The sequence below is a fragment of the Pseudorhizobium tarimense genome (assembly GCF_022968135.1).
GTDB classification, from domain to species: Bacteria; Pseudomonadota; Alphaproteobacteria; order Rhizobiales; family Rhizobiaceae; genus Neorhizobium; species Neorhizobium tarimense.
Genome location: NZ_JALJRA010000002.1, coordinates 46331 through 61550, shown reverse-complemented (window position 1 = coordinate 61550; position 15220 = coordinate 46331). Strand labels below are relative to the sequence as shown.

Sequence of the window (15220 nt, the reverse complement as noted above, 5' to 3'; positions counted from 1 at the left end):
CTCAGGCGCGTTTGTGGAACCCTGTAGATCTTGTCTGCTCCAGATCGGCCAGAGCCGGCCGCAGCGCATCGCCCGACCGGGCGAGCAAATCCCGCGCTGAAGCGGCGTCCGCCGCACCGCGTGCCAGAAGCACGGCAATCTTTACCGAGCCGCTTGCCTTTTCCAGATGTCGGCTCGCCTCATCCACGCCGACGCCGGCGATTTCGGAGACCATGCGTGCGGCACGGATCCGCAGCTTTTCATTGTCCGGGTGGAGGTTGACCATATGGCCGTCATGCACATGGCCAAGCTTCACGCCGACCAGCGTCGACAGCATGTTGAAGGCGATCTTCTGGGCCGTGCCCGCGCCCATGCGGGTAGATCCTGCAATGACTTCTGGCGGCGTCTGGAGAAGAATGGAGACATCCGCAGAGGCGAAGAGCTTCGCCCCTGGATTGTTCGCCAGCGCCACGACCTTCGCCCCGCGCTGTCGCGCCGCTTCGGCAACCGCGACGACATAGGGCGTCGAGCCGCTGGCCGAGACGCAGAGGACGCAGTCATCGGCTGTGATCGCCGCTGCATCCCGCTTCGCCTGCTCCACGTCGTCTTCCGGCGAGCCGGCGAGATCGGAAAGGCTCGCGACGCCGCCGGCAAGCAGGATCGTGATCTGCGTCTTGGCGATGCCATAGGTGCCCGGAAGCTCGAGCGCGTCTGCCATCGCCATCAGCCCGGAACTGCCAGCGCCGACATAAACCAGCTTACCGCCGGAGCGGAGGGCCTGGGAGGCGAGGCTTGCAGCGTCATCGATAGCGGGGATTGCGGCGTCGACGGCTTTCGAAGCCGCCTGCTGGCCTTGGGCGAGAAGCGCCAGGATCTCATGCGAAGGCCGGGCGTCGAGCCCTTCGGCATCTCCGTGTCTGGCTTCGGTGGCAGTTCTGCTCATCCGCTTCTCCCTCTCGGACAAAATGATGCCAAAAAAATACCAATTGTCCAGCGGCAAAATTAACGATTGCCTTTCCACCCGTTTCCAAAGCGCATAGCGGCTAAAATCCTCGATGTTTTTCCGCTGGTTAAGCTGCGAGGGGAAGCGCTGTCGCACAGCCCACTTGGTAAATGGTATTTTTTTGGTATCATCTGGCGCGGAGGCACGGATGGCGGCTTACTTCTTAGCAATTGATGGTGGGGGCACGAGCTGCCGGTCGGCGGTTGCCGATGCGCATGGGCGCATTCTCGGCCGCGGCCGCAGTGGTGCCTCCAACATCCTGACCGATCCGGACACGGCTCTCCGCCACATCGAGGAAGCGGCCCGTCTGGCACTTTCGGATGCCGCTCTTGCCGACGTAGCGCCCGAAGATTGCGTGGCGCTTCTCGGGCTTGCCGGCAACAATGTCGGCGACGCGGTCTCCTATGTCTTGGAGCGCCTGCCCTTCCAGAGCGCCCAGATCGTCTCCGATGGGCTGATTGCCCTTCAGGGTGCCGTGGGAGATGCAGATGGCGCCATCGCGATCGTCGGCACCGGCACCATCTTCATCGCGCGACATCAGGGAGAACTGCATTATCTCGGTGGCTGGGGGTTCCAGATCGGGGACCTCGGCGGTGGCGCGCGCATCGGTCATGCCGCGCTACAGGAAAGTCTTCTCGCGCACGACGGCATTCGAGCCTCGAGCGCGCTAACGACTTCGATTCTCGAGGAGTTCGGCAACGACCCCCGCAGGATCGTCGATTTTGCCCGCGCGGCCCATCCTGGCGACTTCGGCCGTTACGCGCCGCGTGTGGTCCAGGGTGCCGCGGATGGAGATCCGACCGCGCTTCGCCTGATGCGCGATGCGGCGGCACAGGTGGACGAAGCTTTGGACGCTGTCGGCCGGATTACCGAGAACAGCGGCAGGCTCTGCCTTCTCGGCGGTCTGGCGCAGGTCTACCCCTCTTATCTGGCGGACCGGCATCGCGTCCGTTTGTCCGAGCCCTTGGCCGACGCGCTGACCGGCGCCGTCGCCCTCGCTGTGCAGACGTTCCAGACGTCAGAGGCGGCGCGATGAGCGAGGGGCTTGCATCCATCCTGCCGCTGGAAGGCCTGCAGTCTCCGAGCAGTGGGCCGCTCTACCTGAAGCTCCGGCAGACGCTTGAGGATGCCATCCAATCCGGTCGACTTGGCCATGGTGCCGCTCTCCCCGCGGAACGGGATCTCGCCGAATACGCCAATGTTAGCCGGGTCACGGTGCGCAAGGCGGTCGACGACCTGGTGCGCGACGGGCTGCTGACCCGCCGACAGGGGTCCGGCACCTTCGTCGTCAAGCCGGTTTCGCGCGTCCAGCAGCCGCTCTCCCAGCTCACCTCCTTCACGGAGGACATGACGCGCCGGGGACTAGCGACCCGTTCCGAGTGGCTCGAGCGCGGCCTGTTCCACCCGTCACCGGAAGAGATGATGATGCTGGGCCTCGCCGCAGGTACCATGGTGGCGCGCATCGGCCGCCTGCGCATCGCCAATGACCTGCCGCTTGCGATCGAGCGGGCGAGTCTTTCGGCGGAACTCCTCCCAGACCCAGACGCCGTCACCACCTCGCTTTACGCCGCACTGCAGAAGAAGAGTGCGCGCCCGGTGCGCGCGATCCAGCGTATCTCCGCCTGCAACGTCAAGGAGCCGGAGGCCGGGCTGCTGGCCGTTCCGGTCGGGGCTGCGGGCCTTTCCATCGAGCGCATTTCCTACCTTGCCTCAGGCCGCGTGGTCGAGTTCACCCGGTCGCTCTACCGCGGTGACGCCTATGACTTCGTCGCCGAACTCACCTTGGGAGACTAAAGCCTTGCAGACCCACATGCGCCAGGAGATCAACGAGATACCGGAGGCGGTCGCGCGTCTTCTGGAGCGCTCGTCCGCAGATTTGGCCGCCGCTGGCCGGGCCCTGCGCGAGCGCGATCCAGCCTTCCTCGTGACGATTGCCCGCGGCTCTTCCGACCATGCCGCAACCTTCATCAAGTATGCAATCGAACTCACCACCGGCCGGCCAGTGGCGTCGCTCGGCCCCTCGCTTGCGTCCATCTACCATGCGCCGATGAAGCTTCAGGGCGGTGCCGCCATCGCCATTTCGCAATCCGGCAAGAGCCCCGACATCGTCGCCATGGCGAAATCCGCAACCGATGCCGGCGCCCTCAGCATCGCGCTGACGAACACGCCGCAGTCGGCGATCGCGGGTGCCTGCGCCCATGCCATCGACATCCAGGCGGGGCCTGAACTCGCCGTCGCCGCCACCAAGTCCTACGTCAACTCGATCGTGGCCGGACTTGCCGTGCTGGCGGAATGGACGGACGACCAAGGCCTGCGCGAAGCCCTTCGGGCGCTACCCTTATTCTGCGAAAGGGCCGTGGCTCTGGAGTGGAGCGACCTTGCAGGCCAACTGGGTGACGCGGATTCTCTCTTCATGCTCGGACGGGGTCCCGCGCTTGCGATCGCCAGCGAAGCGGCGCTGAAGTTCAAGGAAACCTCCAACATGCATGCCGAGGCGTATTCTTCGGCGGAGGTGCTTCACGGGCCGGTGGCGCTTGTCGACTACCGTTTTCCGATCGTCGCCTTTGCTGCGCGCGACGCGGCGGAAGGCTCTGTCGTGGAGATCGTTGACGGGCTGGTCGACAAGGGCGCACTTGCGTTTGCGACATCCACCAACGCACGGAAGACTACCGCGCTTCCCTTCATCGCCACCGGCCATCCGCTGACCGACGCGCTTTGCCTCATCCTGCCTTTCTACGGCTTCGTGGAGGCTTGGTCGCGAACACGCGGCTTCAACCCGGATGCTCCGGCAGCTCTCAAGAAGGTGACAGAAACACGATGACCCTGACTGCGATCACCGGCGCACGCATCTTCGACGGCGAGACCTGGCACGAGGGCGCTGCCCTTCTCCTCGATGGCGCCCGGGTGCAGGCGATCGTGCAGGTACGGGAGATACCGTCAAACGCGACGGTGGTCGAGGCTAAGGGTGGCATCCTCGTGCCCGGCTTCATCGACCTGCAGGTCAACGGCGGCGGCGGTGTGATGCTGAACGACGAGCCGACGGTGGAGGGCCTGCGAACGATCTGCCAAGCCCATGCCCGCTTCGGTACCACCGCCCTCCTTCCGACGCTGATCACCAATACGCCCGACATCACGCGGTCCGTCATCGCGGCCGGCCGAGAGGCTATCCGTCAGCACCTTCCCGGTTTCGCCGGACTGCATCTCGAAGGTCCGCACCTTTCGCTCGCCCGCAAGGGAGCGCACGACCCGTCGCTGATCCGTCCGATGGAGGGAAGCGACCTCGAGCTTCTGCTGGAATGCCGTGACCTCTTCCCGGCCATGATGATCACGGTCGCGCCGGAGAACGTGACCGAGGAGCAGGTGTCGCGGCTGGCCGCCGCCGGCTTCATCGTCAGCATCGGCCACACGGATTCGACGTTCGAGACGGTGGAGCGCTATGCCCGGGCCGGCGCACGCACCGTCACCCATCTCTTCAACGCCATGAGCCCGCTGGGCCACCGGGAACCGGGCGTCGTCGGCACAGCGCTTCACACGGGTAATCTCCATGCCGGCCTGATTGCCGACGGTGTGCATGTGCATCCGGCAGCGATGCAGATTGCACTGAGAGCCAAGCGAGGCCCGGGAAGGATCTTCGTCGTCACCGATGCCATGTCGCCGATTGGCACCGATCTCACCAGCTTCACCCTGAACGGCCGCGAGATCCTACGCCGGGACGGCCGGCTGACACTGGCCGACGGGACGCTTGCCGGTGCCGACATCGACATGCTCGCCTCCGTCCGGTTCCTGCACGAGAGGCTGGAGCTATCGCTCAAGGAATCCCTGCGGATGGTCTCGCTCTACCCAGCCGAAGCCGCGGGACTGGCAGGCAAGAAGGGTAGTCTTAAACCCGGCTTTGACGGCGATTTCGTGCTGCTGAGCAATACGCTGGAGATGAAGAGCACCTGGATCGGCGGCAAGGCGGTTCACCAGACCTAGCCTGCACGGTCGAAGACCAGCCGCACCACCAGTCCCTTGCCCGCAGCGCCATCGAGCAGGTCGAGGCGCGCGCCGTGAAGGCGTGCGATCTCCTCCACGATCGGCAAGCCCAGCCCCGACCCCATGTCGTCGCTGCGGCCTCCCCGCTCGAAACGTTGCAAGGCCGCCTCCCGCATCTCAGGTGGGATGCCGGGCCCGTTGTCCTCCACCTCGAGGATCACCTGCCCGTCTTCCGTGCGTGTCCGAACCGTTATCTCGGCGCCGCAGCCGGCATAGAGCAGGCTGTTGTTGATCAGGTTCTTCAGAAGCTCGCCGATCAGCAGCGGCTCGCCGAGGATCAAGAGCGCGTCCTCCCCCTCGAAGCCAAGATCAATGCCCGCTTCCCCGGCAAGCGGCACGCGCTCGGCCGTCAGCGTCTGTGCAAGCGCCGACAGATCCATCTCCTGCAGGGAGGCGGAGCGTGCGGCAGCATCGATGCGCGCCATCAGCAGCAGCTGGCCGAGGATGCGCTCGCCGTCGGCGACCGCGGCATCGGCCCGGGCAACTGCCTTTGCCGCAGCCTCGGGGTCGTCGCTGCGCGAAGCGATCGCCAGCTGCGTGCGGATGATGGCAAGTGGCGTTCGCAGCTGATGGCTGGCGTTCCCGGTGAAGTGACGCAATGCCTCCAGCGCCGATTCCAGCCGCACCATGAAGGAGTTCACCGTATCGACCAGCCCCTGCACTTCCGTCGGTACCCTTTCGCCGATGGGGCTCAGATCGTTGGGGCTGCGCTCCGCGATCGCCTCGCTGAAGCGGTAAAGCGGGCGCAGGGACACCGTAACGGCGATCCAGACGATCACTGCGGCGCCGATGATCATGAACAGCAGGCGGAGCGCCGAGCGAAACAGGATTGTCTGCATCAGCTGCTGGCGGGCGATGGTCGTTTCCGCCACGGTCACCAGGAACGGGACAGAGTTGATGCCGGTGGAGGCCGAACGCGCGAGAGCGGCGATGCGGACCGGCTCGCCGCGGAAGGTGGCATCCGCAAACGCCGTCTCCTGTCCTTCGCTGCGCGGGATCGACGGCAGTGTCTGGTAGCCGGTGATGAAGGTGCCAGGCGGACCGTCGACGCGATAGAAGACCCGGTCCTGTGCCGCAGACGTCAGCATCTCCAGGGCAACATAGGGAATGTCGACCTCCAGCTCGCCGTTCTCCGAGACGATCACGCGTTCGGCAATCGCCAGTGCCGATCCCATCAGGACACGGTCCGACACCTCGTTTGCGGTCTTCACCGCCTCCCGCCAGGTGTCTGTGAGCGCAATCACGCCAATCACCGCGGTAGCAAGGAGCAACCACGCGAGCAGCCGCCGACGCAGCGAATAGGGAGGCAAGGCAGGCGTCATTGCGTAGCACTGAGGCTTTCGAGGTAATAGCCGATGCCGCGCGCCGTCTTGACCGTCAACCCATGCAGGCTGAGCCTGCGGCGAAGCCGGCTGACATATTGCTCGATCGCGTTCGCCGACAGGTCCTCGTCATAGCCTGTCAGCGATTGCACGATGGCATCCTTGGAAACCACCTTGCCGGCACGCAGGAAAAGCAGTTCGAGCAGGGCCACTTCGCGAGCCGGGATGTCGAGCGGCACGCCGTCGCTGCTGAAGGTGCGCGACGTCAGATCGAAGGTTACTCCGCCGTGCTGGATGACGGAGGTGCGCAAGCCCGCCTGGCGCCGCAGCAGGACGCGGATGCGCGCCTCGAACTCGGCAATGTCGAAGGGCTTGATCATGTAGTCGTCGGCGCCGAGATCAAGCCCACGGACCCGCTCCTCCGGCGTGCCTCGAGCCGTCAGGATCATCACGGCCGCCCGGTTGTGACGGGCGCGCATGGCGCGCAGCACTTCAAGCCCGTCCATCTCCGGCAGGTTGAGGTCGAGGATCACCAGGTCGAAGGCTTCGGCTGCGGCAACGGCCTCGGCCGACGCGCCGTCGGACACGGTGTCCACCGCATAGCCGCTGCCGCGCAGGATCGTCGACAGACCCTCCGCCAGCGCCTGGTTGTCTTCCACTAGCAAAATGCGCACGATCGCTCCCGGTTGGCCCCAGCTTAGCCGGGCGCGACGGCTCTGTCACGACATCTGACGGATCAGGATCTGCGGCCGAGATAGTCCATCTTGCCGACCGGGACGCCCTTGTGACGCAGCAGTGCGTAGGCCGTCGTCACGTGGAAGAAGAAATTCGGAATGGCAAATTGCAGCAGGTAATCGCGGCCGGTGAAGGTCGTCGTGCTGTCGCGCGTCTTCAGAACCACTTCCGCCTCCTCCTTGCCCTCCATCGCATCCGATGGCAGCGCCCGAAGAAGAGCGACCGTTTTCTCGATGCGCGCATGGAGGTCGGCGAACGTCTCCTCGTTGTCTTCCATCGGCACGTTGTCGATCCCGCCGAGCCGCACCGCCACGAACTTTGCTGTATCGCTTACGCGCTGGATCTGCGCCGTCAGCGGCGCCATGTCGGAGATGAGGCGCGCCTGCAGCAGTTCGGAATGCGGAGTTCCATTTTCGTCGGCGAAGGCCTCGCCCTTCTTCAAAATCTCCGAGAGGTTCTGGAAGGTGCGCAGGAAGACCGGAATGCTGATGTCGTACAGCGAAAGAGACATGATGGGGTCCTTGTCGAAGGGCTTGAGGCTGCGAGAACCGCTGACAGGTAAGCAGGCCGGCACCGAAAACAAGCGCCCATCGTTCTCTCCTGATCACCATTATAGGCGCTGGACCGCTTCTTGTTTCCCACCGGGCGCTGGTGCATGGTCGGCGCATGCCACTGCTGCTCTTCATTGCCGTCCTGCTGGAGCTTCTGATGCCGGTTGCCGCCCAGGCTTCCGCAACGAGCTTCCCTGCTTTGTCCGGGCGATCTGATGCTCCCGTGCTCGTGGTCTATTCATCGCTGGACGAGCCCTTGGCGAAGCCGATGATCGCCGGCTTCCAGGCCGCCAATCCCGATGTTGCCGTCCGCTACGAGGAGATGCTGACGGGGGAGATCTACGACCGGATCGTCCGTGAAACCGATGCCGGCAAGCCGAGCGCCGATTTCGCCTTCTCGTCCGCGATGGACCTGCAGGTGAAGCTCGCCAACGACGGCTATGCGCAGCGCAGCGATCTGCCGATGAGCGACCGCTGGCCCTCCTGGGCGAACTGGCGCAACACCGCCTATGCCCTCACCTTCGAGCCGGCCGTCTTCGTCTATCACAAGCCGAGCTTCGCAGACGAACCGCCGCCCTCGACGCGGGCGGAGTTCGTCGATTTCCTCAACCGGCGCGGCGACGACGTCTATGGGCGGATCGGCACCTATGACATCGAGCGCTCCGGCGTCGGTTTCCTGTTCATGTCGCGCGACCAGGAACAGTTCGGCGATATCTGGTCGGTGATCCGCACCATGGGCTCGGCGGGCGTCAAGCTCTACTCCACCAGTCAGGCGATCCTGGAACGAGTTGCCGACGGGCGCTTCGTGCTCGGCTACAACATCCTCGGCTCCTATGCCGCCGACTGGGCATCCCGCCATCCGGATGTCGGGATCGTGCTGCCGAAGGACTACACGGTCGTCATGTCTAGGATCGGGCTCGTGCCGCAGGCCGCCGCCTCGCCCGATCTTGGACGGCGCTACCTGGAGTTCTTCATGTCGAAGGAAGGCCAGACGATCATGGCGCGCGAGCTGCAGATCCCCGCGGTGAGCCCGGAGGTCTCCGGCAACAATACCGCAACGACCATGCGGGAAATGCTTGGCGGGCAGTTGAAGCCGGTGCCAGTCAGCCTCGGCCTGATGGTCTACCTCGACCAGGTGAAGCGCGCGCGGCTCATCGCCCGATGGAACGATGTCCTGCGGCAGCAGTGACCGCAAAGGCCGCGAGCAGGCCACGGCAGGCTGATGTCAGGTAGATGTCAGCTTGCTATGATCGCTTAAGGCTATTCGGTCTCCGTGGAGGCGGTGGACCGATGCGATGGGAGGACGGGCCATGCCATGATCGGCACCGGCGGTGATCCCTTATCGCACAATCAAAAACATCGCGTCCAGGTGACGCCTACGGAGGATACAGCCTTGAAACCCTTCTTTCTCGCATCCATTCTTGCGGGTGCAATCGCCCTGCCTGCCTATTCTGCCGACTACACCATCATGGCACCGGCCGCTCCCGGCGGTGGCTGGGACCAGACTGCGCGTTCGCTGCAGACTGCACTGCAGGAGGAAGGCATCTCCGGCAACGTGCAGGTCGTCAACGTGCCGGGCGCCGGCGGCACGATCGGTCTTGCCCAGTTCGCCAGCCAGCAGAAGGGCAACCCGAACGCCCTCATCGTCGGCGGCTACGTCATGGTCGGCGCGATCCTGACCAACCAGGCGCCGGTCACGCTGAAGGACGTCACGCCGATCGCACGCCTTACCGGCGAATACGAAGCGATCGTCGTTCCGGCTTCTTCCGAAATCGAAAACATCGACCAGCTGGTCGAGGCGCTGAAGAAGGATCCGGGCTCGGTCTCCTGGGCAGGCGGCTCCGCCGGCGGCACCGATCACATCGCCGTCGGCCTTCTGGCCAAGGCGGCAGGCGTTGATCCGACGAAGATCAACTACATCGCCTATTCCGGCGGCGGCGAAGCGCTTGCCGCGATCCTCGGCAGCCAGGTCACGGCCGGCGTTTCCAGCTATGGCGAATTCCAGTCGCAGATAGAAGCCGGTACGCTTCGCCTGCTGGCAGTTTCCAGCGATGAGCGCCTCGAAGGCGTCGATGCCCCGACGCTGAAGGAAGCCGGCTACGACGTGGTTCTGCAGAACTGGCGCATGGTCGCCGCCCCTGCCGGCCTGTCGGAAGAGCAGGAAGCTGCGATTCAGGCCGACATCAAGAAGCTCGTCGAGTCGGAGACTTGGCAGGAAACGCTCGAAACCAAGAACTGGGCTGACACCTATCTTGCAGGCGACGAGTTCCAGGAGCAGCTGGCGAAGGACATCGCGTCCACGGAGCAGATCCTGAAGGACATCGGGCTGGTTAAATGAGCTTGAACCACCCGACATCGACAACGAAGCAGCGCCGCCCCGATTGGGCGGCGCTTGCCATCGCCGTCGTTCTTGCCGTGATCGCGGCGGTCATCTTCTTCGACGTCGCCCGCGTCAAGGGCGCCGCAGGCTATTCGCAGGTCGGCCCCGCGACGGTCCCCGAATGGATCGCCTTCGGCCTGATCGGACTTGCGGTGTGGACGGCGATCGAGGCGTTCCGGGGCGAATTCCCTGTGCGCGACCGGCAGGAGCTGGGACCGATCGTATGGGTCGTGGCCGGATTGATCGCGCAGATGCTGCTCCTCAACCGGGCGGGCTTTTCTATCGCAACAGGCGTTCTCTTTGCCTTGGTCGCTGCCGGGTTCGGCCGCCGCAAGCTGTGGCTGACGATCCCGATCGGCATCATCCTCTGTCTGTGCATATGGCTGATCTTCGCCGGCCTGCTCCAGCTTTCTCTTCCGGCGGGTCCGCTGGAACACCTGTTCCTCTGACACGACCGCCAGGATATCTCGCTCATGAGCACGTTCGAATTTCTTCTGCAGGGCCTGGTCGCGGCGATGGAGCCGATGAACCTTCTCTACGCCCTGATCGGCGTCACGCTCGGTACGGCGGTTGGCGTTTTACCAGGGATCGGCCCGGCACTGACGGTCGCGCTGCTTCTGCCGGTGACGTACCGGCTGGATCCCACCGGTTCGCTGATCATGTTTGCCGGCATCTACTACGGCGGCATGTATGGCGGGTCGACCACCTCGATCCTCCTCAACACACCCGGTGAAAGCGCGTCGATCGTCACCGCGCTGGAGGGCAACAAGATGGCCCGGGCTGGGCGCGGCGGTCCCGCGTTAGCGACCTCGGCAATCGGCTCCTTCGTTGCGGGGCTCATCGCGACGCTGCTGCTCGCCTTCCTTGCGCCGTACGTGGTGCAGATTGCCATCAAGTTCGGCCCGCGCGAATACTTTGCGCTGATGGTGCTCGCCTTCGTGACCGTGTCGTCCGCATTCGGTGACTCCGCCCTGCGCGGCCTCACGGCACTCTTCGTCGGCCTCGCCTTCTCCGTCGTCGGTATCGACCAGCTGACCGGCCAGACCCGTCTTGCCTTCGGCGTACCCGACCTGCTCGACGGCATTGAGGTGACGACGATGGCGGTTGCAATGTTTGCGATTGGGGAAACGTTGTTCATCGCCGCACAGGGCATGCGCGGGCCGGAGACGGTCGAAGCGGTCAAGGGCTCGGTATGGATGAATGCCCAGGACTGGGCCCGCTCGTGGAAGCCCTGGCTGCGCGGCACCGTGATCGGCTTTCCGATCGGCGCCATGCCGGCCGGCGGGGCCGAGATCGGCACCTTCCTCTCTTATGCCACGGAAAAGCGGCTGACCAAGCACCCGGAAGAATTCGGCAATGGCGCGATTGAAGGCGTCGCCGGGCCGGAGGCTGCCAACAACGCCTCTGCTGCCGGAACGCTGGTTCCGCTCCTGACGCTCGGCCTGCCGACCACGGCGACCGCGGCGATCATGCTGGCCGGTTTCCAGCAGTACGGCCTCCAGCCCGGCCCGCTGCTTTTCGCAACCAACCCGCAGCTGGTCTGGGGCCTGATTGCCTCGCTTCTTATAGCCAACGGCATGCTGCTCGTCCTGAACCTGCCGCTGATCGGGCTCTGGGTAAAGCTTCTCACCATCCCGAAGCCCTGGCTCTATTCGGGCATCCTGGTGTTTGCGACGCTCGGCACGATCGGTGCCAACCCGTCGGTGTTCGAGCTCGGCATGCTGCTGACCTTCGGCCTGCTCGGCTACGTCATGCGCGTCTTCGGCTATCCGATCGCACCGGTGGTGGTCGGCCTGATCCTCGGGCCGCTCGCCGAGCAGCAGCTGCGTCGCGCGCTGGCGATCAGCCAGGGCGACGTCACCTATCTCTTCACCTCCCCCATCGCCGCCGTCCTCTTCGTGGTCGCGGCACTCGCCTTCATCGTTCCGCTGATCCTGCGGATCCGTGGTCGCGGCGAGGTTCTTTCGCAGATGGCGGCGAACGAAGACTAGAGCTAGTCCTCCCAGGACGAAAGGGGGGCGCGGCTTCGGCTGCGCCTCCCTTTTTTTGCGCCTGCGGATCAGGGTCCGAAGACGGACCAGCCCGTCCGGTGCGCCAACATTTCCAGCGCGAGCGACCCGAGCAGAGAATTGCCGTTGTGGTTGAGGCCGGGCGACCAGACGGCCATCGACGCCTTGCCAGGTGCCACGGCCAAAATGCCGCCGCCGACGCCGCTCTTGCCCGGCAGGCCGACGCGGTAGGCGAAGTCGCCGGAGCCGTCATAGTGGCCGCAGGTCAGCATCAGCGCGTTGATCCGCCGCGCCCGCTGCCGCGAGACCACCGTATGACCCGTCAGCGGATTGCGCCCCGCAGCCGCCAGGAAGAGGCCTGAACGGGCGAGCTGCGCACAGGTCATCGCCAGCGCGCAATGGTGAAAATAGACCCCCAGAACATGATCGACCGGATGGTCGAGCTTGCCGAAGCCGCGCATGAAGTTGGCAAGCGCGAAATTGCGGTAGCCGGTCGCGAGCTCGGATTTTGCCACCGCGGGATCGATGGCGATCTGCTCGTCGTCGGCAAGATACTGGACGAAGCGGACAATCTCGCCGATCGCCTCGCGCGGCGTGTGCCCCGCCAGCACAAGGTCGCTGACCGCGATGGCGCCCGCATTGATGAAGGGATTGCGCGGCTTGCCTTCCTCATGCTCCAGCTGAACGATGGAGTTGAAGGCCGAGCCGGATGGCTCGCGCCCGACGCGCTTCCAGACGTTTTCGCCGTGCTTGCCGAGCGCCAGCGTCAGCGTGAAGACCTTGGAGATGCTCTGGATGGAGAAGGCTTCGTCGCAGTCGCCGGCCTTGTAGACGCCACCGTCGACACCGACCACGGCGATGCCCAGCTTGTGGGGATCGACATGGGCAAGCTGCGGGATGTAGTCGGCCACCTTGCCCTCGCCGAGCCTCGGCGTCAGCGCGTGGTAGATCTCGTCGACGATGCCCTGCAGATCTTCCACGTGCGCACCCCGGTCGCCATTTGCGAGATCTGCAACGTCCATCGATACTTCCTTCACCTCAACGAGATGAACAAGTACGAAGGCCCTTCTGGCTTGTCAAAGCCTCCTTGACGTACCCGCCACCCCTGGCTCACCACGCCTCTGCAATCCCCTCCATGTTTTTCTGGAACCGATGTCCGCGCTGTTGGTTGACTGACGGGAAGCTGCGCGCCGCGGGGCGCCGCACCCTCACGATTTCCAAAACAGGAGGGAAGATGATGGACGAGAAGAACATGTCTCAGGGCGGCAAGAACATGCCCTCCGGCAGCGAAGAGCGGGTGCTCACCAACCGGCAGGGCCACCCGATCGCGAATAATCAATCGCAGCGAACCGTCGGCTCACGCGGCCCGGCAACGCTCGAGAACTATCAGTTCCTCGAGAAGATCACTCATTTCGATCGCGAGCGTATTCCCGAGCGGGTCGTGCACGCGCGCGGCTTCGTCTGCTATGGCGAATTCGAGGCGACCGGCAAGATCGGCGACGAGCCGGCATCGAAATACACCCGCGCCAAGCTGTTTCAGCAGGCGGGCAAGAAGACGCCGCTCGCCATCCGCTTCTCCACCGTGATCGGCGGCCGCGACTCCTCGGAAGCGGCGCGTGACCCGCGCGGGTTCGCCGTCAAGTTCTATACCGAAGACGGCAACTGGGACCTCGTCGGCAACAATCTCGCGGTCTTCTTCATCCGCGACGCCATCAAGTTCCCCGACGTCATCCACTCGCTGAAGCCGGATCCAGTCACCTTCCGCCAGGAGCCGAACCGCATCTTCGACTTCATGAGCCAGACTCCGGAATCGATGCACATGCTGACGCATCTGTTCTCGCCGCGCGGCATTCCGGCAAGCTACCGCCATATGGAAGGCTTCGGCGTCAACACCTACAAGATGGTGAACGCCCAGGGCGAAACCTGTCTCGTGAAGTATCACTTCCATCCGCGCGCCGGGCTCGCCAGCCTGACGGCCGAGGAAGCGGCCAAGGTGCAGGGCCAGGATTTCGGCTCGGCCTCCAAGGACCTCTTCACCTCGATCGAGCGCGGCGACTACCCGCAGTGGGACATGTTCGTGCAGATCATGGAGGATCACGATCATCCTGAACTCGACTGGGATCCGCTGGACGACACGAAGATCTGGCCGGAGAAGGACTTCCCGCTCCGCCACATCGGCACGATGACGCTCAACCGCAATGTCGAGGACTTCTTCAACGAGAACGAGCAGATCGCCATGGGCACCGGCGTGCTCGTCGATGGCCTCGACTTCTCCGACGACAAGATGCTGGTTGGACGCACCTTCTCCTATTCCGACACGCAGCGCTATCGTGTGGGCACCAACTACCTGCAGCTCCCGGTCAACCAGGCAAAGAACGCCAAGGTCGCGACCAACCTGTCGGGCGGCACCATGTCCTACCGCCGCGAGATGGCGCCGGGGCAGAACCCGCATGTCAATTACGAGCCGTCGATCCACGACGGCCTGAACGAGAGCCCGATCGAGCAGCCTAACAATCCGCCGGAAATCCGCGGCCGGCTGACGCGCAGCGTGCTGGAGCGGCGCAACGATTATGTCCAGGCGCGCGGCCGCTACTGCACGATGATGGACTGGGAACGCGACGACCTCGTCTTCAACATGGGCGACCTGCTCGGCCAGTGCGAGCGCGACGTCCAGGAGCGCATGGTCTGGCACTTCTTCCTCGTTCATGACGACTACGGCCGCCGCGTCGGCGAGAAGCTCGGCATCAGCGCGGCTGACGTGAAGAAGCTCCGGCCGCTGCCGAAACAGGTACTGACCGACGAGGACCAGCGCCGCCTGCAGAACCTCGGCGAAAACGGCGACAAGATCGATCCTTCGGTCTGGGGCCAGTGGACGAGCTCGGTCAAGAACCACAAGGCCTCGGCCGAAGAGGTGCTGATGGGCAAGCTGCCGGACGCCGGAATGAGCCAGAGCCAGGCGGCTGAATGATCCGACGGAGGCCGGCGTTTGCCGGCCTCCTTTCTTTTACAGGAAGGAGCAGGTGATGGCTGAACAGGACGAGCTCGGCGGACGCCGCGAGAATACGGATGCCGTGCCACCGGGGACGCCGAATGCCGGCGAGAACCTTTGCCGCCGCTGCGGCGGGACGGGCGAGATTGACGGCGCCGATTGCCCCGACTGCAGGGGGACCGGCAAGGTCCTGACCCCTGTCGGCGGCGCCGGCTGA

The 15220-nt window shown here is 64.5% G+C and carries 15 protein-coding genes; 10 read left to right on the top strand and 5 right to left on the bottom strand.

Annotation, left to right across the window (positions count from 1 at the left end):
- Position 1 precedes the first annotated feature (1 nt).
- On the bottom strand, positions 2–922 hold the full coding sequence (locus MUU54_RS02525; RefSeq protein ID WP_247242472.1) for an N-acetylmuramic acid 6-phosphate etherase: 921 nt from the start codon (positions 920–922) through the stop codon (positions 2–4).
- 208 nt (positions 923–1130) lie between these two features.
- Between MUU54_RS02525 and MUU54_RS02520 the strand changes: the two genes are divergently transcribed.
- Genes MUU54_RS02520 through nagA form a run of 4 tightly spaced genes read left to right on the top strand, consistent with a single transcriptional unit; the run spans position 1131 to position 4957 of the window.
- Positions 1131–2018 (top strand): glucosamine kinase nucleotide-binding domain-containing protein, encoded by an 888-nt coding sequence (locus MUU54_RS02520; RefSeq protein ID WP_247242471.1) that lies wholly within the window; start codon positions 1131–1133, stop codon positions 2016–2018.
- On the top strand, positions 2015–2776 hold the full coding sequence (locus tag MUU54_RS02515; protein ID WP_247242470.1) for a GntR family transcriptional regulator: 762 nt from the start codon (positions 2015–2017) through the stop codon (positions 2774–2776). The genes MUU54_RS02520 and MUU54_RS02515 overlap by 4 nt, the downstream gene beginning before the upstream one ends.
- A 4-nt stretch (positions 2777–2780) precedes the next feature.
- Positions 2781–3803 carry an SIS domain-containing protein gene (locus MUU54_RS02510; RefSeq protein ID WP_247242469.1) on the top strand — a complete coding sequence of 341 codons (1023 nt, stop codon included), beginning with the start codon at positions 2781–2783 and terminating at the stop codon, positions 3801–3803.
- Complete coding sequence (gene nagA, locus MUU54_RS02505) at positions 3800–4957, top strand: N-acetylglucosamine-6-phosphate deacetylase (protein WP_376742041.1); 1158 nt, start codon at positions 3800–3802, stop codon at positions 4955–4957. The genes MUU54_RS02510 and nagA overlap by 4 nt, the downstream gene beginning before the upstream one ends.
- Here nagA and MUU54_RS02500 read toward each other — a convergent pair.
- The 3 genes from MUU54_RS02500 to MUU54_RS02490 form a co-directional block, all read right to left on the bottom strand.
- On the bottom strand, positions 4954–6339 hold the full coding sequence (locus tag MUU54_RS02500) for a sensor histidine kinase (protein WP_247242468.1): 1386 nt from the start codon (positions 6337–6339) through the stop codon (positions 4954–4956). The two genes, nagA and MUU54_RS02500, sit on opposite strands and share 4 nt — an antisense overlap.
- Positions 6336–7013 (bottom strand): response regulator transcription factor, encoded by a 678-nt coding sequence (locus tag MUU54_RS02495; protein ID WP_247242467.1) that lies wholly within the window; start codon positions 7011–7013, stop codon positions 6336–6338. The genes MUU54_RS02500 and MUU54_RS02495 overlap by 4 nt, the downstream gene beginning before the upstream one ends.
- Before the next feature lie 62 nt (positions 7014–7075).
- Complete coding sequence (locus MUU54_RS02490) at positions 7076–7585, bottom strand: DUF1993 domain-containing protein (protein WP_247242466.1); 510 nt, start codon at positions 7583–7585, stop codon at positions 7076–7078.
- A 155-nt stretch (positions 7586–7740) separates the two neighbouring features.
- Here MUU54_RS02490 and MUU54_RS02485 point away from each other — a divergent pair, with 155 nt between their 5' ends.
- From MUU54_RS02485 to MUU54_RS02470, 4 genes are all read left to right on the top strand, one after another.
- On the top strand, positions 7741–8814 hold the full coding sequence (locus MUU54_RS02485) for an ABC transporter substrate-binding protein (protein WP_247242465.1): 1074 nt from the start codon (positions 7741–7743) through the stop codon (positions 8812–8814).
- Positions 8815–9018: 204 nt separating this feature from the next.
- Positions 9019–9963 (top strand): Bug family tripartite tricarboxylate transporter substrate binding protein, encoded by a 945-nt coding sequence (locus tag MUU54_RS02480; protein ID WP_247242464.1) that lies wholly within the window; start codon positions 9019–9021, stop codon positions 9961–9963.
- The gene (locus MUU54_RS02475) at positions 9960–10454 is read left to right on the top strand and encodes a tripartite tricarboxylate transporter TctB family protein (RefSeq protein WP_247242463.1); all 495 of its coding nucleotides are present in this window, start codon (positions 9960–9962) and stop codon (positions 10452–10454) included. Before MUU54_RS02480 ends, MUU54_RS02475 begins: the two co-directional genes overlap by 4 nt.
- 24 nt (positions 10455–10478) lie before the next feature.
- On the top strand, positions 10479–11996 hold the full coding sequence (locus MUU54_RS02470; RefSeq protein ID WP_247242462.1) for a tripartite tricarboxylate transporter permease: 1518 nt from the start codon (positions 10479–10481) through the stop codon (positions 11994–11996).
- Positions 11997–12064: 68 nt separating this feature from the next.
- On the opposite strand, the gene MUU54_RS02465 is transcribed toward MUU54_RS02470, so the two are convergent.
- Positions 12065–12994, bottom strand: coding sequence for a glutaminase (locus MUU54_RS02465; protein WP_247242718.1), 930 nt, complete (start codon positions 12992–12994; stop codon positions 12065–12067).
- 254 nt (positions 12995–13248) lie between these two features.
- Between MUU54_RS02465 and MUU54_RS02460 the strand changes: the two genes are divergently transcribed.
- Together MUU54_RS02460 and MUU54_RS02455 are read left to right on the top strand one after the other, a co-directional pair.
- Positions 13249–14982 carry a catalase gene (locus MUU54_RS02460; RefSeq protein WP_281433188.1) on the top strand — a complete coding sequence of 578 codons (1734 nt, stop codon included), beginning with the start codon at positions 13249–13251 and terminating at the stop codon, positions 14980–14982.
- 55 nt (positions 14983–15037) lie between these two features.
- Positions 15038–15220 carry a hypothetical protein gene (locus MUU54_RS02455; RefSeq protein WP_247242461.1) on the top strand — a complete coding sequence of 61 codons (183 nt, stop codon included), beginning with the start codon at positions 15038–15040 and terminating at the stop codon, positions 15218–15220.